Here is a 19,908-nt window from a genome sequence, read left to right as displayed (position 1 = left end):
TTTATCTAAGAGAGTGTGTGTCTGTTTTAATATTATGATCGGTTTATATCCAAAGTTAATGAAAGAAAACCAAGGATGCTAGTACCCTTGACCTTCTTTAAGCATTATTCAGGTTTTTATTTTCCAACAATTTTGTAAGTCTTCCCTTTCATAGTATTAATGATCGTAACATATCTGTCGCCCGACCTGGTTGTTGACACAGAGGATCCTTCTACAGACACAGGCGTTTCTGTCCTTATCACACAAGGTCCTCCATTCCCTGAATGAATGAGCGCTGTTTCTAGCCTCCCCCCTTTCCATTTTAGGTCGACAGTAAAAGCTCCTCTGGCTTTAAGCCCCGTTATGCTTCCTTCCGGCCATGTAGACGGTAGGGCTGGTAACAAATGCAGCTCATCGAGATGACTCTGCAAAAGCATCTCAGTAATACCTGAAGTAGCTCCAAAATTTCCATCGATTTGAAATGGCGGATGAGCATCAAAAAGATTCGCATAAAGTCCTCCCCCTTTTGATACGCTTATATCCCGCATCAGATCACGAACAAGTTTGTAAGCATGATCTCCGTCAAGTAACCTTGCCCAGAAATTTATTTTCCAGGCTAAGCTCCATCCTGTGCCGTCGTCCCCCCGCAACTCAAGTGTTTTTTTGCTTGCAGTAGCTATCGCTGGATCGATTAAAGGAGAAATTTCGCGACCTGGGTGCAAACCGTAAAGATGACTAACATGGCGATGGTGAGGCTCAACATCTTCCCAATCCTTATACCATTCCTGCAAATTACCTTTTTTACCAATATGCAGTGGGTAAAGCTTTTGAAGTTTCGCCTTTAACGTATTTCTGAACTCTGGATCGGTATTTAAAGCTTCCGACGCCTCTATGCAATTACGGAAATGATCACGGATAATAGACATATCCATTGTTGTAGCAATAGAGGTGTTGGCCTTGTTTCCTTTATCATCGAAATATTCATTTTCTGGTGAGAAAGACGGAGCAGTAACAAGATACCCATTTTTATCTTCCACAAGGAAATCTACCAAAAACTCTGCTGCACCTTTTAACACTGGATAAATATCCTTCAGAAACTTCTTATCTTGAGTAAAGCGGTAATGCTCGTAAAGATGACGACTTAACCAGGGCGCGCCCATATACCAGTTTGCCCATTTCGGATCACCCTTCCCTAAGTCCCCTACGGGATTACTAATAGCCCAAATATCACTATTATGGTGAGCCACCCAGCCGCTCAATTTATAAAATTCCTTCGCAGTAACTTTACCAGTAACAGACAGGTCCTTTATAAATTGAAATAATGGATATTCCATTTCTTCAAGATTACTGATTGCCGCCGGCCAGTAATTCATCTGCGTATTAATGTTAATAGTATAGTTTGAGCTCCAGGGCGCACGTAAAAGATTATTCCAGATTCCCTGAAGGTTTGCAGGCGGGCCTCCTGGTCTTGAAGAACTGATCAAAAGATATCGGCCATATTGATAAAGAAGTGTTTCGAAATCAAGGTCTCGTTCTCCCTGGCTAAACCTTATCAAACGCTCGTTAGTTGGGAGTTTTGCAATCGGGCTTTCCGTTCCTGCTCCAAGCTTAAAGTTAACACGGTTGAAATACAGGGAATAGTCTTTTAAATGGTCAGACTGAAGCTTGGTCCAGGATTGTTTTATCGCAGCTTTCAAGTTATCGCTGCAAATCTTTAATTCATCCTTTCCCGCAGTTACAGGGCATTTATCAAAGCCATTAAAACTTGTGGCTGCACAAATAAATAAGAGGACCTCGTTTGCATTTTCTACAGTAATGCCAGACGTATCTGATTGAACCCTGCCTCCGTTAGGCACCGCCTTTACTTTCAACGCTACGCGCATACCATTGCAACCGTTCTCATCATACTTCACCGGCTCGGCATTGTAATCGACATAGTTTGGATCAACTTGCGAAGGGGCCTTCCCCTTCATTAAAATCCCATTGGAACCATCAGGCTTAACTGTATATTTGATCAAACTGGAAACTGCCGCTTTAAAACTGATCATTCCAGGCTTATCTGCGGTATAACGAATAATAATAGCTTTTCCAGGAGCAGAAGCTATTATTTCACGTTTAAAATTCACATTGTTAGCTTTAAACCGGACTGTTGCAAGACTGGTGCTTATATCCAGATCTCGCCTGTACTGCTCGTACTTACCTGAACCAATTTTCTGCCTAAGTCTTAAATCAGCGAGGGGAAGATATGACTGAGAATAGACCCCCTGTATACCTTTTGCGGAGCTATTCGCCTTCTGATAATCTTGTTGCTCCAGCAACGCCTTTCTGGTGTTGGCAAAGTGTGTGGCCGCCGCAGGATTTACGTTGGCCTTTACCGGTCCTCCGCTCCAGAAAGTAGCCTCATTCAACTGAATCAATTCGTCCTGAGGATTCCCAAAGATCATGGCGCCGAGATGACCATTACCTACCGGGAGAGCTTCAGTCCATTTAGAAGCGGGCTTGGCATACCACAACTTCAGTTGGTTTTCCTGTGCAAATGAAAATTTAATTAAGCCTAGTAAGAGGCATAAGAATAATAGGCGCATTGGTGTTGATTAATATAGTTAGTTGAGTATCGCTTCCTTGGAGGAAATCGATTTCCAAATGTAAATAAATATCTATTTCCCTGAGTTCTTTTACCCTAATTTCGGTAAAAATACCGGGACCGGGAAGATGAAGGTTAAAATAGTTATCCCCTGGATGAAGGTTAGAGAAGTAGAATTTTCTATTTTTTCTCACTGTAAATCAAATGATTAAAAGAAAGATCATTTCGGCATGTAACCTTAAGCAATATTTATAGTAAAACAACGTGTCCTTCCCAAAAGGGCATGTTTTTCATAGGTAGATGTGGGGTTGAACAATAGTTCAACCCTTTTTTATTCAAAAAAAAACCGGCACGCTATCACTAGCGCACCGGTATCCTATCAATTAAAATGTACTTCTTTTTTATACTGCTGGTGCAGTATCAGCTACGCCTGTTCCCTGAACTCTAGATTTAACAGAATTTACAGCCTGAGAACTTAGATCAGAAATCTTATCGAAGCCTTGTTTCGCTTTATCTTTTATAGAACCACCTGCTCCTGCAAGAGAATCAGTTAAGTTACTACGTGTTTCAGAACCGCTTGCAGGTGCTAACAGGATACCTAAAACTGCTCCGGCTGCTAAGCCGATTGCTGCTGCAGCAATGATCTTCCCATTGCTAGGCCCTGAAACGTCCTTGATTAACGATTCTGCATCATTTAATATGTCTTTATAATTTTTCATAGAAATAGAATTAGATTTCGGGTTATTAAGTATTGTTGTATTGTGTCAACAGCGTACTTTAAGAATAGTTCTGAAAAAATTCTATTTACTCCAGAGTATCAAGGAAAGCATGGGATAAAATTCTCTTATTTCGGCAATCGTGCTAAGAATTGATAGCTGCATTTAGCAAATAGCGACTATATTCTACGGCTTCCTGCTCATCTACAATTACGTAAAATACTTTTCCTGCAACTCCTTCAGCCATTACTCTCGGTTCTGCGTCGAGGAAAAAGCAGGAACTACTGCCTGAGTAATACGAGGTGATATTTTCAAAATTTTTGACAGAAATAAAATTGAAGCGCTCAATATCTCCAGGAGACGAATTTTGATTAGGTTGCAGCAATAGATACTTATAACCCTGCTCGGCAAGGAAATCTAATAGATGGACGGTTAATTCGACTTTCATAGGTATTAGTGTTTTTGGGTAATTCAAAAATACTAATAGAAAAAATGCCTATCCAGCGAACAAATACGCCTTTTTATGGAACAAATACTTGTTTATTCGTCACGATATTAAACCAAGCCGTTCTTCACTGCAAACCTGATCAGAGCAGCGGTATTACGAGTGTTAGTTTTATCAAGGAGGTTCTGACGATGCCCTTCAACAGTTCTACGACTGGTAAATAGCTTGTTAGCAATTTCATTGTTCGTAAATCCCTCAGCAATTAGTCCCAGTACTTCAGATTCCCTTCTGCTAAGTTCTACCTGGAGATTGCTGGAATAAGGAGCATGAATAAGATGCTGCACTAATTTGATCGAAAGCTCAGAGCATATGTACTTCTCTCCGGCAGCAATATGCTTTACCGCAAAGATCATTTCATCCTGGCTTATTGTTTTCAGCAAATAGCCACTTACTCCTGCTTTAAATGCTTTACTGATGTACTTCTGATCCTCGAGAGAGGTTAGGCATATTAACTTGTTTTCAGGATAGCGTTCCTTGATCCCCTCAAGCAATGAGATAGTATCCTGATCAATCTGATTTACACTCGTCAGAACGACATTAGCTCCGCCGGCTTCGGACAATTTATTTATAGCTTCTTCATCGTTTTTTGCTTCCCCTATGACTTTAAAACCAGGCTCCTTTTCAACAATAGATTTGATTCCATCCTGGGCATTACTTTGATCTTCGACTATAAATATATTTATCAATTTTTACCTAAAATTATTTGAGAATCATGTTAAAGAGCTCAAATATCTCTTTTTTATAACTTCGGGAGCACCCGCATAAATACCTGATTTTTGTCAGGTATAAACACCGGCACTTCTGTATCAAAACTCTGAAGAGCAGAAATTGTATTAAAACCTACTGAATCAGCATTTTACTAAATGAAGAAAAATGACATCTTAACAAAGGACGAGTTACTTTTTTGTCTATTAGCAGGTTTTACCAGGAAAAACAGGTATATCTAACGAAGTTCTATTATAAAGTCCCAGTTGGTGGACCGGGGCTTTATACTTAGCAAATGAATAAGACTAGTTATTTAAGTTTCAGTCGTGAAGGTAGTTCAATCATTCCTTTAAATGAATCTTCTTTGCTTACCTCCTTCACTGTGGATGAAGACAAGGTTACGTTTTTACCCATTACCTTCGTGGTAGCCTGAATACTTGCTGTAAGAGTTCCGGTAGTAAGATATCGTACTGCAGCAGCAAGGGAAGCTTCTTGAGGATCTCCAAAATCACGCGTTACATCATCAGCTGAAGCTGCATCTGGAACAAATCCCTGATAATAGCCACCTTCACTCTTCGAATTCCTGCTTTCAAACATTGAATAATAAACATCGTATTTATCAATATTAATTGGAAAAAAACCTACAGGCTTACCATAGCTGGTGGATCCTACGATCTTTACATTTAGGTAAGGCCGCAACACATTGATAAGCAGTTCACTGGCCGAAGCTGTGTTTCCGGTAACTATAAATACCACATTTTTAACTGAGTTTAACGATCCTTCCTTTTGAAACTTATAGGTATTCTCTCCTACCGAATAGTCAATATCATTGTAAGTGATCAACCGGCCGTTCTGAAATTGTGACTTCCCATTAGCGTCTAATAAGGGTTGGTTTTTTAAAATGGTCGCTTCACCCTTTTGCATGGTTTGATTGTAATATTCTGTAAACATTACCTGACCGCTTAAAGAGGAAGGTGCTATGAGGTTGGCAAGATGCTCTGCAGTGGAAACATAGCCACCACCATTGTACCTTAAATCGATCACCAGATCTTGAACACCTACTGCAGTCAGCTTGTTAAATACGGTATTTAACGGGCCCAAAGCATTAGACGGGTTAGCAAATCTAGCAAACGCCAGATAACCAATCTTCTTACCCCCGGAAGTAAAGACAGTATCCTTGTAAACTGGGCTACTATTGTAGGTTTGCTTCGTTAAAGATCTGGTAAAGGCCTCACCACTACTCTTCTTTCCGGTCAATCGTAAAGTTGCCTGGTCGAAGGCCCGGTTAACCACATCCTGGTCAGTGGCGAAATTGGCCCCTAGTTTATGGTCATTGATCTGAGTAAGTATATCGCCACGGTTAAGAGAGTTTTTTGCTGCAGGAGAACCCGGACTAACGTATCGAATATAAATTTGGTAGGAGGTTTGAGAACCTACTGCAGACAAAGCAATACCAAAGTCTGTTCCTACTCCTTCCAATGTAACTTCGCTCACTACAGGAACTGACCCTGTGGCAGTAGTAGGGGGATTATTTGATTCTTCGTCAGTTATGTAAGAATATTTCGGATAATTCGCAGAGGCAGAAACATACTCATAAGGTTTTCCTGTAGCAGGATTTACTTTAAACTGGGTAATAGCAAAGAGCTCCGAATAGTAATTATCAAGGGGGTCTGAGGATTGATTATATTTTCTTGGGTTGAAGGCTTCGTATGAAGGCAAAGCATCATTCCATAAATACACCTGTTTAGCATAAAGAAAAATAGAATCTTTCGTTAGTTCATCACGCGTTCCATCTGCAGGAGCTTCGTTCCCGGTTTCGACAGATTCGTCATCCATTGCCTCATCTTTAGAACAAGAGGACAATGAAATGGCTGCGATTAAAACAGGCAGAATAGCCCTTGAAAGGTTACGTATATCTATTTTCGTTTTCATAGGTTCTTTTATATAGACGATCAAAGTCTATACAATAAGCAGACCATAGAAAACGGAATTAATAATGATTGCCTGAAGATGACACTGAAAATCAATAACTACCTGTCCTTCAGCTCGCGCGAAAAAATTTCAAGCAGCAAAGGTCGAAATCTAAAACAAATTTAGATACCATAAAAGCAGCTATTTTACCTTTATCCTGTCTTCTATCATTCCTTTAAATTCTGAATCTCTCGATAGAGTTGCTCCCTTCTGTTCTAAAGGAAGAACAGACTTACTTAAAACAGTAGAAGGTGTTTTTACAGAAGCAATATAACTCCCCCCCCGAATGTAATTATAAGCTGCTTTTATAGATTCTTCGTTTAAATCACCAAAGTCATGACGAGGAGCAGATAGCGAAACTGGATAATCCGGATTGATACCAGAGTAGTAACCGCCCTCTCCTCTTGAATTCTTTGATTCAAAAAGGGACAAGTAAACATCGTATTTGTCGATTCTGATGGGGAAAAATCCTACAGGTTTACCATAAGTTGTTTGACCGACCACCTTAACATTCATGTAAGGTTTCAAGCAGTTGATCACTAATTCACTCGCTGAAGCTGTACTACCGGAAACAAGGAATACTACTGTATTTATATTATTCAAAGACCCTTGCTTGGCAAAATTTCGCGTATTAGAAGCAACCGTATAGGATGCATCAGCATAGGTATCTAATTTACCATCGTTATTCGAATCTTGAGGGTGATTTAGGGCATCAAGAATAAGTTGATTCTTTAGTATTGTGGCCTTCCCATCCTGCATCAATTTATTGAAATGCTCTGCATACATCATTTGAGTTCCTACAGAAGAGGGGACGATTAAGTTCATCAAATACTCGGCAGTAGAAACATAACCGCCACCATTATATCTAAGGTCAATAATTAGATCTGTGACACCACTAGTTGCAAATCTTTCAAAGACACGATTAAAATCACTTTGAGAATTGCTAAGATTTGTAAATCTGGCATATGCCATATATCCTATTGTCTTTGCACCCGCAGTATACACTGAGTCCTTATAAATAGGGGAACTTTTGTACGACTTCTTTAAAAGGTTCAAGGTCACACTAGTACCGTTCCTTTTAGTCACCTTGATGTTAACTGTAGTATACTTGTCTCCAAAGAAAACATCATTGACAAGCCCAATTTCACTGTTATAGTTTGTCCCAATAGTTTTATCGTTAATGGCAGTTATATACTCTCCTCTTCCCAAGCCTTTTGCTGCTGCATCTGACCCAGGATACACCGCTTCTATATACAACTTGTAATTACTAACACTTTCACCATACAAATCTAACTTCAATCCGAAATCATAACCATTACCCTGAAGGTCTACAGAAGCTTTTTTATTAGGAACGAAGGCAATGGGATTTTGATCCGTTGTATTATCAATATAAGAGTACTTCGGACGACCTTCATCTCCACCTGAACCATTTGATAAAAACTCATAAGAAACATTGGAAGAGTTTTTTGCATAACGGGTCAAGGCAAATAACTCCGCTTCCAGGTTATCCAATTCCTCACTTGAAGAATTAAATCCCCTTGGTTTGAACGAATCGTATTCAGGTAACTGGTTATACCATAAATAGGCCTGTTTGGCATAAAGGAAAATCGAGTCTTTAGTAAGTTCGGTTCTTGACCCAGTGTCCGGAACAATTTTCTTGTCTTTCTTACAGGCCAGCATAATACTTAAAGCAAAAAAAAGCGCGCAGAAATAGAATTTTCCAGCAGAAAGACAAGATTTAGTAACTCCTTTAATCATAAACAATTATGAAAATTTAAATTGGGTTTAAGTTAAGAATATTTTACGTTTATAAAATCGATCTCAGCATTTTTAGCAAACTGCGAATCGAGCTCTGTAGCTCCTAAAAATACTACATCCTCTGCGTTTAACTGATGCTGAGCCAAGACATATAACAAGGCTTCTGCTGAGGGCTTAGGAGCAATTTCGTCCGTAAAGTAAACGCGCAGGTACTTCTCCAGCCCGTTCCACTCGATTTGCCTGATCTTATTTAATTGCTGTAAAGGATCCCCTCCGGTTAGGATCAGGATCTCTTTCCTGTCAACAACCACTTCCTGCAAGAAACTTAATGATTCTTTATATAATAGGAGTTTCAGCGGTAATTTTGCTTCGCGATGAAGGCGTTCAAAATTCTCGCGATATTTTTCCTCGAAACCAAAAACTTCCCTGGCCTTATCAAAGATCAAAGGAGAACCGTGATTCTCATAAACCTTCTTGAAGAAATTCGTAACGTCTGCAGCGGGAGGAAAAGCTTCAATATATTCCAGGAAATTCGCAAACAGGTAATAGACCTGTAACAAATAATCCTTTTCGGGAAACAGAACATTGTCCATTTCAAATACAAAAGCTTTCTTCTTAGGATCTATCTCGCTATAACTGATCATTAATCTGCCGTTAAAATTTGAAGGTTATCTAATGATCCCTCCTCTATTAAGTATACTCCACGACCTGCAAATTCATCGTCATCTTCTTTAATAAGGATTTCTCCTGTCTTAGAATTCCCCCAATAAGAAGAAAGATTCGGTGATATAGGAACCATGACCACAATCCCATATTCATCGAAAAGTTGCCTTGATTCTGATAATGCTTCAATCTCAGATCTTCTTAAAGGAAACACGCGCTCAATTCCTTCATCAAGGCAAAGTGTAAGCAGTTGATGGCTGAAACTGGTAGAATTAGCAGGAGGAATTTTAATGAAGCGCTTATCTTTTATTAAAACAGAAGGAAGATCAACAGAATCAGCAAGGATAAGACTACCAGATCCAGCAAGTTCCTTTTCTAATTTATAAGCTGTAGCAGTAGAAGCTGCAGTAATTAAAATTTTCAATGTTTAGCTACTTATAATTTGTCCATCTTTCATAACGACTTTCCGGTCAGACATTCCGGCCAGATCTTCATTATGAGTAACGATTACAAAAGTTTGATTAAACTTATCCCTTAAGTCAAGGAACAAACGGTGGAGTGCAGTGGCATTTTCAGAATCAAGGTTACCAGAAGGTTCATCCGCCATAACCAGGTCAGGATGATTAACAAGGGCACGTGCCACAGCAACCCTTTGCTGCTCGCCCCCCGATAGCTCTGTTGGCTTGTGATCGGCGCGATGCCCTAATCCTAACATTTCTAAAAGCTCCCTGCCACGCACTTCAGCTTCCTTTTTACTTTTTTTAGCTATAAAAGCAGGTATGCAAATATTTTCGAGAGATGTAAATTCCGGTAACAAATGGTGAAATTGAAAGATAAAGCCAATATGTTGATTTCTGAAGGCGCTTAACCTTTTGGAGGAAAGTTTTAAAATATCAACATCGTTTATAAACAGCTCTCCCCTATCGGGCTTATCGAGGGTACCCATGATATGGAGTAGAGTGCTCTTTCCTGCTCCAGAGGCGCCTACCACCGTTACGATTTCTCCCTTCTGCACTTCAAAATCAACTCCTTTCAGAATTTCCAGTTTGCCGTATGATTTCTTGATCTGATCAGCCTTAAGCATAGTGGCGAAGATAGGTTTTATTATGATATTCATCAATTAAGTGGTTTCGCCGTCATATTTTCTAATAAATTTATTCTTTTTTCAGATAACACATCTTTTACATACTCAGTTTGCATAAATTCTTTTCGTAAGTTAAACCAAAGTATTAGTTTTACGCCTCGAAACTTACTATACAATGAATATTCACGAGTATCAAGGTAAAGCGATATTAAAAAGCTTCGGCGTTCGGATTCAGGAAGGCATTGTTGCCGACACTCCGGAACAAGCTGTAGAAGCCGCAAAAAAGCTGAAAGAAGATTACAATTCTGATTGGGTTGTGGTAAAAGCACAGATCCACGCAGGTGGTCGCGGAAAAGGCGGCGGTGTAAAGCTTGCTAAAAACCTGGACGAAGTAAAAGAGAAATCAAGTGCTATTATCGGTATGCAATTGGTTACTCCACAAACAGGACCTGAGGGTAAAAAAGTTAATAAAGTACTTGTTGCACAGGACGTTTATTACCCTGGCGAAAGTGAAACTAAAGAGTTTTACGTAAGTGTACTTCTAGATCGTGCAAAAGGTCGTAACATCATTATGTATTCTACAGAAGGTGGTATGGACATCGAGGAAGTTGCTGAACATACACCTCACTTGATCTTCAAGGAAGAAATTGATCCTAAAGTTGGTTTACAGGGCTTCCAGGCTCGTAAAATTGCTTTCAACTTAGGACTAAGTGGCGAAGCTTTTAAAGACATGACTAAATTCATTGCTGCTCTTTACAAAGCATACGAAGCTACAGATTCTTCAATGTTCGAAATCAACCCTGTTCTTAAAACTTCTGATAATAAAATCTTAGCTGTTGATGCTAAAGTAAATCTAGACGATAACGGTTTATTCCGTCACGCTGATTACGCTGCTTTACGCGATGAGTCGGAAGAAGATCCAACCGAGGTTGAGGCAAGCAAGTCAAACCTTAACTATGTAAAACTTGACGGAAACGTTGGTTGTATGGTTAACGGCGCTGGTTTAGCAATGGCGACCATGGACATCATTAAATTAGCTGGTGGCGAACCTGCTAACTTCCTTGACGTTGGTGGTACTGCAAATGCACAAACTGTAAAAGCAGGTTTCAATATCATCCTTTCAGATCCAAATGTTAAAGCGATCCTTATCAACATCTTCGGTGGTATTGTTCGTTGCGACCGTGTTGCTCAAGGTGTAATCGATGCCTATCAGGAATTAGGTAACGTTCGTGTTCCAATCATTGTTCGTTTACAAGGAACCAATGCTGAAGAGGCAAAGCAATTGATAGACAATTCTGGTTTACAGGTTTACTCTGCTATCTTATTGAAAGAAGCAGCTGATCTTGTAACTAAAGTTTTGGCTGACTAAGCTTAAAAGATAATAAACAAAAAAGGGCAGCCTTCAGCTGCCCTTTTTTGTTATGCAAAAAACGAAGATATCTTATTTACCTCCGATGCTTAAAAGCTCCTTGCCTGCTATATCTTCCCACCTATAAAAGTGGAAGGTTTTGTCGTCACTCATTGCGACGAATAAGCCATGTTTGAAAGTGTCATTCAGCGGTACAGAAACTACGTCAGAACCATCGCTTTGTATTGCACTCACATTTACCGATTTAAGGAAAGGATGATCAAATGGTTTATCTTTTCCAGTTTCTCTTCGGTAAATCCGGAAGCGATTTGCACCCTGATCGGATACTATTATATACCCCGTGGTATCTGAGGTTTTGTAAATAGAAATTCCTTCGTGATCTACTTTAAAACCTGAGGTTCCAAACAAGGCCAGCTCATTATTTCCTTTCTCAGGGTCGGCATAGTACTGTCGAACACCTACCTGTTCATCAGAATAATAGATAAAGCCGAGCTCGTTGTCTACGGCAATAGCTTCAATTTCTTTCTTACCACTATACTTTCCAAACTTTCGTACAAGACTTGCCTTCACATTTCCAGTTCCGTCGTCCTGAAGTAAATATTGCCAAAGGTAAGAGCCATCTACAGGCCCCGTTTTCCTTCCCACAATAGCGTAAATCTTACCTTCCTTGTCTTTGTATGTAGCAATTCCCATCAAATCCCGGAACTCAGGTTGTAGCTCCCCTTCAAAAACAGAAATTCCACCATTATCCACAGGCTTCATATCTGGTAAGGAAAACGCTCTCAACTTGTGTGTGAAACGCTCAGTAGTGATGGCCACATCGGTGGGTTTGCTGCCAAGCTGAAGACCGTAAGCGATATCGACATTATTAGGTCGCTGCAACCCTTTTACCACTTTATCTTTAACGATCTTACCCTGCAGGTCAAATACGTAAAGTCCTCCATTCAGATCTTTATCTGTACCTATAACCAGGCTTTTAGCAGGATCTAAAGGGTTGACCCAAATAGCTGGATCATCGGAATCGAAATCAACGGTATCAGTAATGATAACAGGTTTAATAGTAGCAGCTCTTATAGAGGTATTGGCTTCAAGGCTGCTACAGGCATATAAAAGACCTGCAGCCCCTAAGGCCAGAATACCTGGAAATATTCTTTTCATGAATCAATTGAAGGAGATTTTATTATTTGGTAGAATAAGCTCCGATATAATTGGCAGGAGCGGGAGATTTGTAAGTTACGCCATTTACAACAAGACCGTTAACAAAGTTTGGAGTAAAATCAGTCTTTCCTTTATTCAAGGCAGGAGATGTAGATTTTAAATGAAAGTCCCAACTGGTGTTAAATACAGCATTTAAATTGTCAGTGTTCAATGGATAACTCTCAAATTGGGGATCGTTAGCTGCAACAACTGTGCTGATTACATCATTTGTCCCTGCAATGATCTCTGTATTTGGCTGAAACTGCAATACTCCAGTTTCTGTAGATCCGTAATAGAAGGTGTTGGTAAATTTACTGCGATTGTCTTCAGGATTACCTTTATCTCTTTTGATACCATAACGGCTGTTCACCAAAAGATTGTTATACAATTCTGCATAAGCAGCTTTTTCTACCCATAAAGAACCACCCTTTGCAGTAGGTCTTCTCCAACCAGCATTGATTACGGTATTATTATAACCAACAATGTGTAGTTGTGGAGAACGTTCGCCACTATTAGAGAGCTTCATGGCGTTGGTATTAGGACTATACATTAAATTGAAAGCAACATCGGCAATCACTCCCGATTTTAGATTCACTGATTCACCGCCGGCTTCTCCTGTCGTGTAAAATTTATTCTTTGCAATAATCACATTACCACCTTCAATATACATCCCGTCTTCATTAAAGTGACTGATCGTGCTGTTGGTTACAACTAGTTTTCCTGCCGTATTTGAATAGTAGAGAAAAGGAACGTGCTCTCCGGCTGCGGCCTTATAAAGACCTGCCTTAACTGAAGGAGAAGCTTCAGTTGTTACTGCACCTCCGTAATTAATTTCACTATTGTTTATCACAATTTCTGAACTTGTGGAAGCTGCAATGATACCTCCCCATAAAGCTCCCCATTGATTAGCTGTAGTTTTAAGTTCTTCAGGAACAGTTACCTTTACAGGATTTGAACCAGTTCCAAGAAGGTAAAGGTTACCTTTCACGATTATCTCTGGTTTCAATGTACTATTACTCATAAGGATAGTAACCCCCTCCTCTACTGTCAGTGATTTTCCTGCTGGAATTTCGAGGTGACCTGTAACTTTGTAAGTATTACCTTTTTTCCATGTTCCTGAAACTTCTCCGGAGACATTATCACTTACTACCGGTTTTTCTTCGACAACAGGTTCTCCGTCTTTGCTACAACTAGTTACGAACGAGCCAAAAAGTACAAGACCTACAAAAAGCTTTGCTTTTGAAATGATTTTCATGCTGAAATGATTGATTAAATTGTTTTTGATTAATATTTATATCGAATGCCTAGCAAGTACGACCTTTGGTAGTAATCCCTCTGGATAAGAGTTCTACCACTAATATCCTGAGCAGGGACATCAGAATTGTTAGGATTCGTACTATTGGTATAAACCTCTAATGGAGTATTTAAAAGGTTATTAGCCTTTGCAAAAAGACTGATGCCCCGTTTCAGTTTCTTTTCGAGAGAGGCATCCAGCTGTATAAAGCCCCTCTGCCACAGATCCCGATCTACAAATTGAGAAACCGTATTGATACGTTTACCTGTATATGATCCTGTGACCTGGGCATCAAATCCTCTTTTAACGTTATTAAGCAAGAAACTAAGATTAGCTACGTGTGCCGCCTGGCCGTAAAGAGGCCGTGTTTGTTGTACAGTTATCGTTTCAAGGTCGCTGTTATTCTCCGCTCTTCTGATGCGTTTAGACTTGTCGGTAGTGATGCGTGAGTGCGTATAGGTATAGTTTGCCTTAATGCCGAAAGACCTGAAGTATTTAATGAAGTCGATCTCTGCTCCATAATTTGTAGCATTCCCAAAGTTACCCGGAAAATAAAAGATATCCTGCTGGCGTACAGCGTCGGGACTAAGAGTATATTCAATGGGATTTTGAATGTATTTGTAAAATGCCCCGACCATCAACTGCTCTGCTTTTTTAGGGAACAGTTCATACCTCAAGTCAATGTTATCTGCAATAGCCCTTTTCAGATCAGGATTCCCCTTTTCTGTATAATCCTCTACCACGATCTTACCTGGGACCAGTTCAAAGAATCCAGGGCGGTTAAGTGACCGGTAATATGACAAGCGATAGTTTTGGTTATCCCTGACTTTAAAATTAAGGTTCAAACTTGGTAGCAAATCAGTGTACACTTGTTCTCCTGCGGGCCTGTCCTCTCCAATTGGAAATAGCATCTGATACCCTTGCTGTGTATGCTCAACCCTAAATCCTCCAGTCGCTTCCAACAGCGCTGTAATTGCTTTAAATTGAAAATAACCAGCCGATATTTTTTCGGAGGCGTCGTAATTAAGCGCTGTTGCTACACTTCCAAGGGGATTTTGGAGATTCCATTCAATTTGAGAATAGCTCTGGAAATCTTTTCCGTACTCAGCTCTTAAATTGGATGGTCTAAAGAGGTAATTGTTGTAGAAATTATCTCTTTTCTTATCCCTGTACAAACCGCCGGTACTGAACTTCACATTCAACCCAGAAACTTGTGTGTTGTAATCCACGTTCAAGTAACCCGCGACATCCCGGTCTGAGTTATGTTCCCATCTTTGGTAGGCATCCTTAACCGTAGTCCTTGTTGGAACGAAATCGGTCATTAGACCATTTAAAGGAATTAAGGTGGTATTCGGCTGTTCATTACTTGCTTTTGATACCACAGCCGACCATTGCAACTGAAGGGCATTAGAAAAATAATGCTGGCCCTGCAGCGTACTGTTATAAATATTTTGTTTGGTAAAACGCGACCGCGTAGAATACTCGAGGGTAGCATTTCCTTTAGCAGGATCATATCCACCTATACTTAATTGGGTGGCCATGATATCCCGGATTTGAATGTTCTGCAAACTCATCATGGCATTATACCATTGAAGCTTTGAATTGGCTTTTATCCTATAATCAAGCTTTGAATGCAGACCATAACGCTTCTGCTCTTCAGAGTACTGTCTTTCATTCATCTTTGTAAGCTTCACTCCGTCCTGGATGTCTACTACCTCTGAATTAAAGAACAAGCTGTTACTACCGCGAAAGCTATTTTGTAAACTGCCCGCAAGGATAACTCCCAATCTATTCTTCAAAAACCTGTTACCATAAGTGATACCAGCAATTAGGTTGGGATTCGATTTGTTAGTGCTATAACTGGTACTTGACTTACCAAAGTCGGCTGAAGATGCCTCGTATTGATTTCCTTTTAACTCATAAGGAGACCTACTTGCAAGTCCTTTGTAATCAAAGGTTGCAAAATCACGGTTCAGGAATAGCTGATTTAATCCCCCTGCAAGATTTAGATCAAATACAGGCCTCGAAGGCGCATCCTTCATAGTCAGATTTACAGCTCCGCCAATGGCATCAGCTTCCATGGCAGGTGTTAAGGTCTTGTACACTTCAAGGCGTTCAAGAAGTTCGGAGGGAAAAATATCTAAAGGAACATACCTGTATTTGTTATCAGGACTTGGAATTTTTATCCCATTAACCAAGGTATAATTATACCTCTTGTCCATCCCCCTAAGAATGGCATATTGTCCATCTCCATTATTATTTCTTTCAATTGAGACTCCGGAAACACGTTGAATTACGTTTGCTACCGTAAGATCAGGAGAAAGCTGGATAGCCTTTCCTGACACAATATTCATTACCCCATCTGCTGTTTTCTCAAGGTTTCTAGCCGTTGTTTCTGCTGCTCCGTCTTTTTTCACGGTTACGGATACTTCACGAAGCTCGCTGTTTAAAGGTTGTAGCTGAATTGTAACCCTTACTTCCTTTTCACTTGTTGGTGGAATATTTATGGAGAAAGGTTTGTACATCAGGTAAGTTGCACTTAAGTTGTAACCACTATTAGCAGGCAAATCCTTAAACGTAAAAGAACCATCAAGTCCCGAAAGTTCTGTTTTATTAAGTGGTTGTAAAAGAATACGCGCACCAACGAGTATTTCACCAGATTTGGAATCGCGGACAATACCTTTTATAACGGCAGCCTGGGAAGTAGCCAGGCAAAGTATTGTTAAAAAAAGAGTTTGTAGAAATTTTGCCATTCGAGCTTTTTATTAGTGATTTTCGAATGGGAGCAAATCTGCAATTGCAATATTAACTTAACGAACACCGAGCGTAGACAAAGCATTAACAGCGTTACAAGAAGCATATACAGGAAGTATACAGCGTATACAATAGGGATATAAAAACCTGATAATCAGACACGAATACCGTATCAAAAACGCCATTAAGTTTCTATAAGCGTTACGTTAGCTTTTTGTTAACTCAAATATCTTTATCTTTTAAACCGTTTTCAAGGAATGAATAAAAGAAGTAAGACTTTCATTTTCGGGGATATTCAACTTCTTTTTGAGCCGATATCTAGACACTCGCAAACTTTCCGGTGATATTCCAAGCAGGGTTGCCGTATCTTTAGGCGGAAGGTTGAGTTTGAGCAAGGATAATAAACGTATGTCATTGGCTGTTAAATCCTCGCTGTGCTTTTTTAAATTATCAAAAAAGCTTTGATGGACTTGTTCAAAAATTCCTGTGAAGCTTTTCCAGTACTGCTCTTGAGAGAAACTATGGTTTATCTGATGGATGATCTGCTGAAGGTGTTTCTTGTGATCCCTTTTATCATCCTTAATGATGTTCATAAGCTTATTCTTCAGCTCCTCCAATACCTGATTCTTCTGAACCAGGTTTAAAATATGATTCGATAGCTCAGCTGACTTAGAATTTAGTAACTGAGTGAGGTTCTCCTCTTGCAGTCGTTGATTTTCCAAGGCTATCTCCATCAGCTTTTTCTCATTCTCGTAAAGGCGATCTTTATGTTCACTTAATGATTTTTGATCCTTCAACTTAAGACGCTGCCGACCAATAATAACCCATCCGAGGATTACTAAAAGAGCAATAATAATAATGGTAGCAGCAGTGATAACAGAATTAGTGTGACTTATATTTTCCAGGTCCTTGATCTCTCTGTTCTTCTTCTCAAAATCATACAATACCTGTAGAAAAGCAGTTTGCCTTGTACCTTCAGTTGAGTAAAGGACGTTGCTTACATCCCTGCTTAGCTCAAGGTAGTAGTAGGCACTATCATTCCGGTTAAGAAGATTAAAAGCCTTTGAAATATCCCTTAAAGCAGAAGTCTTTCCGTAAAGGTCATTTTTAGATATGGAGAGTTTAAGGGCTTCACGAGACTTAAGCAAAGCAGCCGCCGGCTTCCCTGTTTTTCGAAGGATGTCTCCAAGATTATTAATCACCTCAATACATGCCTGCTGATTATTTACCTGTTTATATAGAGCCAGAGATTTTGTAAAATAATACTCGGCCGAGTCGTAACGCGCCAGGTCTTCATGTATACTTCCTATATTCTCATAGATCTTTGCAATCTCGTTTGTACGGTTTGTTTTGCTGATGTAGGCCAAAGCCATGCGTTGAAAAACAAAAGCGCTGTCTGGTTTCTTTTCTTTTTCGTAAAGGTGTCCCAGGCGGCTGTAGGTTTGTGCGAGGCCTTCCTGATTATTCAAGCGACTAAATATTATAAGAGCCTGATTGTATTGCTCTCGCGCCCGTTGTTTCTGCTGATTATAGTAATATACCAGTCCTACACCGTTTAAATTTCTTGCTAAAAGAAGCTTATTATTTTGCTTCCGGAATATCTGATCAGCCTGGTTATAGAAATCGAACGATTGAGCATAGTGTCCCAACTTAAAACACACCTCTCCCATTTGCTGTAAGCAAATACCCGCTGACATTATATCCTCAGCCTTTTGCACTTTCGGGTACAGATCTTTGAGTAGTTTAAAGGCTGAGTCAGGAAATTCATGACTGATCTCCTCAGTATGACGCAGCGTTTCTCTAAATTGGTTTGCCTGAGAAAAAGAAATAGCGGGAAGAGATATCAGGCTAAATAAAATGAAATTAAAAAGCTTACTTGCAGACATTGTGCTGGAATGAAATGCAAATAAACGGAGCGTATGTTAGGGGAATATTAAGGGAGAGAGTTTTGAGGAAGAGTGAAAGATACTGCAGTAAATAGCCCAACAAAAAGCTAGTCCTATTTCAACTGGCTCTTTGTTGGGTCAAAACACTTACATTTTTGTCACTTTCACATCGAACTTACCTTCGCTAATGGTAATTGTTTCATCTGACAAAAGTGCTTCTCCTGTAAATTCAAATGTTCCTTTAACTCGGGATTCAGACCATTCAGTGATTTTTACCGTTCCTGAATTTCCCATGTAACCTACTCCAGCTGCGTTGGTTGGCAGATACATCGCCATCACCTGATCTTCACTAACATCATAAGTTCCAACTTTCGGCTCGTCAATCATTATTGATATACCGGTTGTGCTTGTAAACTGCCCTGAAATTTGAACTGCTTTTGCGCTGGAGTAATAAACAGCAGTAGGGGGAGTAATGGTTGTCTTAGCTGCTCCACTTACTTTAGCAGACATTGACGATTCAGCAGAACTATCATCATTGTCTTTCTTACATGCTGTAAAACCAAAAAGGCAAACTGTGAGCACTAAAAGTGCTGATTTAAGGTATTTCATTGTGTTAAGATTTTATTAACAGCAAAGATACAAAAGGCAAAGAAAAAGCTTCTCACTTTTAATAATTATCTTTCATAAGTGACAACAATCATTTTCTGAACAACAAAAAAACGAGCACCAAAATGATCGGTTATTATGCTCCCTGCATTCTCTTAAACACAACTTCACACCCTCTTAACATTTCCCTAATCTCCGAAATCTAGTTTTGCGACATGGTCCGACAAGACTACAACTTCCTTTCTGACGATGAGTTATTGACATTAATTAGGTTAGATGATGCTTTAGCCTTTAAAGCTCTATTCAGCCGTTACTACAATTCTCTTTGTAAGTTTACCAGTATTTACGTAAATGATAACGCACTGGCCGAGGAGATCATAGCAGATGTATTTATTAAGCTTTGGGAAGCGCGGGCGAAAAGTAATATTGAAAAAGTTAAAAGTTACTTATTTACGGCAGCCCGAAATCAGTCATTTACTTTGTTAAAAAAGAAACCATTGAAGGTTACTTATTGTGAACACCTCGAAGAATACAGTGAAGTGCTTAGCGATGAGCGCTCTCCATTGTCGATAATGAGAAGCAGGGAAACTCAGCAGGAGATAATAAAATTAATAGATACACTACCCATCAGGCAACGAGAAGTATTACTAATGAGCCGCCTTTCAGACATTAGCAACGAGGAGATTGCTCTAGTCTTAAATCTTTCCCTAAAAACTGTTCAGTCTACTCTATACGAAGCAATACGCGAGCTTAGATCTAAGATTTTCAGAAAAGAACAATCCTCGGACATTTAACATTTTTTTAATCGATTCTTAACCGAACACGCTAAGCAGCAGA

At 39.6% G+C, this 19,908-nt stretch carries 16 protein-coding genes; 2 read left to right on the top strand and 14 right to left on the bottom strand.

Annotated elements, in window-relative coordinates; genetic code table 11:
* Positions 1-116: 116 nt before the first annotated feature.
* The 9 genes from J4N24_RS22035 to J4N24_RS21995 form a co-directional block, all read right to left on the bottom strand.
* On the bottom strand, positions 117-2,564 hold the full coding sequence (locus tag J4N24_RS22035) for a glycoside hydrolase family 95 protein (protein ID WP_207535918.1): 2,448 nt from the start codon (positions 2,562-2,564) through the stop codon (positions 117-119).
* Positions 2,565-2,964: 400 nt separating this feature from the next.
* Positions 2,965-3,282, bottom strand: coding sequence for a YtxH domain-containing protein (locus J4N24_RS22030; RefSeq protein ID WP_207535917.1), 318 nt, complete (start codon positions 3,280-3,282; stop codon positions 2,965-2,967).
* A gap of 142 nt (positions 3,283-3,424) precedes the next feature.
* Positions 3,425-3,727 carry a hypothetical protein gene (locus J4N24_RS22025; RefSeq protein ID WP_207535916.1) on the bottom strand — a complete coding sequence of 101 codons (303 nt, stop codon included), beginning with the start codon at positions 3,725-3,727 and terminating at the stop codon, positions 3,425-3,427.
* A 107-nt stretch (positions 3,728-3,834) separates the two neighbouring features.
* Complete coding sequence (locus J4N24_RS22020; protein WP_207535915.1) at positions 3,835-4,470, bottom strand: LuxR C-terminal-related transcriptional regulator; 636 nt, start codon at positions 4,468-4,470, stop codon at positions 3,835-3,837.
* A 328-nt stretch (positions 4,471-4,798) separates the two neighbouring features.
* Positions 4,799-6,421, bottom strand: coding sequence for a S41 family peptidase (locus J4N24_RS22015; RefSeq protein WP_207535914.1), 1,623 nt, complete (start codon positions 6,419-6,421; stop codon positions 4,799-4,801).
* A 180-nt stretch (positions 6,422-6,601) separates the two neighbouring features.
* Entirely contained in the window at positions 6,602-8,218 is a 1,617-nt protein-coding gene (locus J4N24_RS22010; protein ID WP_207535913.1) for a S41 family peptidase, read from the bottom strand.
* A 32-nt stretch (positions 8,219-8,250) separates the two neighbouring features.
* Positions 8,251-8,862 (bottom strand): HAD hydrolase-like protein, encoded by a 612-nt coding sequence (locus J4N24_RS22005; RefSeq protein WP_207535912.1) that lies wholly within the window; start codon positions 8,860-8,862, stop codon positions 8,251-8,253.
* Positions 8,862-9,305, bottom strand: a complete 444-nt coding sequence (locus J4N24_RS22000; RefSeq protein ID WP_207535911.1) for an ATP-grasp domain-containing protein — start codon at positions 9,303-9,305, stop codon at positions 8,862-8,864. The genes J4N24_RS22005 and J4N24_RS22000 overlap by 1 nt, the downstream gene beginning before the upstream one ends.
* Positions 9,306-9,308: 3 nt before the next feature.
* A complete protein-coding gene (locus J4N24_RS21995) occupies positions 9,309-9,965 on the bottom strand; it encodes an ABC transporter ATP-binding protein (protein WP_207536002.1) in 657 nt (218 codons plus the stop codon).
* 175 nt (positions 9,966-10,140) lie between these two features.
* Here J4N24_RS21995 and sucC point away from each other — a divergent pair, with 175 nt between their 5' ends.
* On the top strand, positions 10,141-11,334 hold the full coding sequence (sucC, locus tag J4N24_RS21990) for an ADP-forming succinate--CoA ligase subunit beta (protein ID WP_207535910.1): 1,194 nt from the start codon (positions 10,141-10,143) through the stop codon (positions 11,332-11,334).
* Positions 11,335-11,406: 72 nt separating this feature from the next.
* Here sucC and J4N24_RS21985 read toward each other — a convergent pair whose 3' ends face one another.
* From J4N24_RS21985 to J4N24_RS21965, 5 genes are all read right to left on the bottom strand, one after another.
* The gene (locus J4N24_RS21985; protein ID WP_207535909.1) at positions 11,407-12,492 is read right to left on the bottom strand and encodes a phytase; all 1,086 of its coding nucleotides are present in this window, start codon (positions 12,490-12,492) and stop codon (positions 11,407-11,409) included.
* A gap of 22 nt (positions 12,493-12,514) precedes the next feature.
* Positions 12,515-13,786 (bottom strand): beta-helix domain-containing protein, encoded by a 1,272-nt coding sequence (locus J4N24_RS21980; protein ID WP_207535908.1) that lies wholly within the window; start codon positions 13,784-13,786, stop codon positions 12,515-12,517.
* A gap of 29 nt (positions 13,787-13,815) precedes the next feature.
* A complete protein-coding gene (locus J4N24_RS21975; RefSeq protein ID WP_207535907.1) occupies positions 13,816-16,578 on the bottom strand; it encodes a TonB-dependent receptor domain-containing protein in 2,763 nt (920 codons plus the stop codon).
* A 240-nt stretch (positions 16,579-16,818) separates the two neighbouring features.
* Positions 16,819-18,465 carry a tetratricopeptide repeat protein gene (locus J4N24_RS21970; protein WP_207535906.1) on the bottom strand — a complete coding sequence of 549 codons (1,647 nt, stop codon included), beginning with the start codon at positions 18,463-18,465 and terminating at the stop codon, positions 16,819-16,821.
* A gap of 147 nt (positions 18,466-18,612) precedes the next feature.
* Entirely contained in the window at positions 18,613-19,074 is a 462-nt protein-coding gene (locus J4N24_RS21965) for a DUF6252 domain-containing protein (RefSeq protein WP_207535905.1), read from the bottom strand.
* A 212-nt stretch (positions 19,075-19,286) separates the two neighbouring features.
* On the opposite strand from J4N24_RS21965, the gene J4N24_RS21960 reads away from it, so the two are divergent.
* Positions 19,287-19,865 (top strand): RNA polymerase sigma-70 factor, encoded by a 579-nt coding sequence (locus J4N24_RS21960; protein WP_207535904.1) that lies wholly within the window; start codon positions 19,287-19,289, stop codon positions 19,863-19,865.
* Positions 19,866-19,908 lie beyond the last annotated feature (43 nt).

This window comes from Desertivirga arenae (genome assembly GCF_017355785.1).
Classification (GTDB): Bacteria; Bacteroidota; Bacteroidia; order Sphingobacteriales; family Sphingobacteriaceae; genus Desertivirga; species Desertivirga arenae.
The sequence above is the reverse complement of the archived record's forward strand: the minus strand, read 5'-3'. Positions and strand labels throughout refer to the sequence as shown.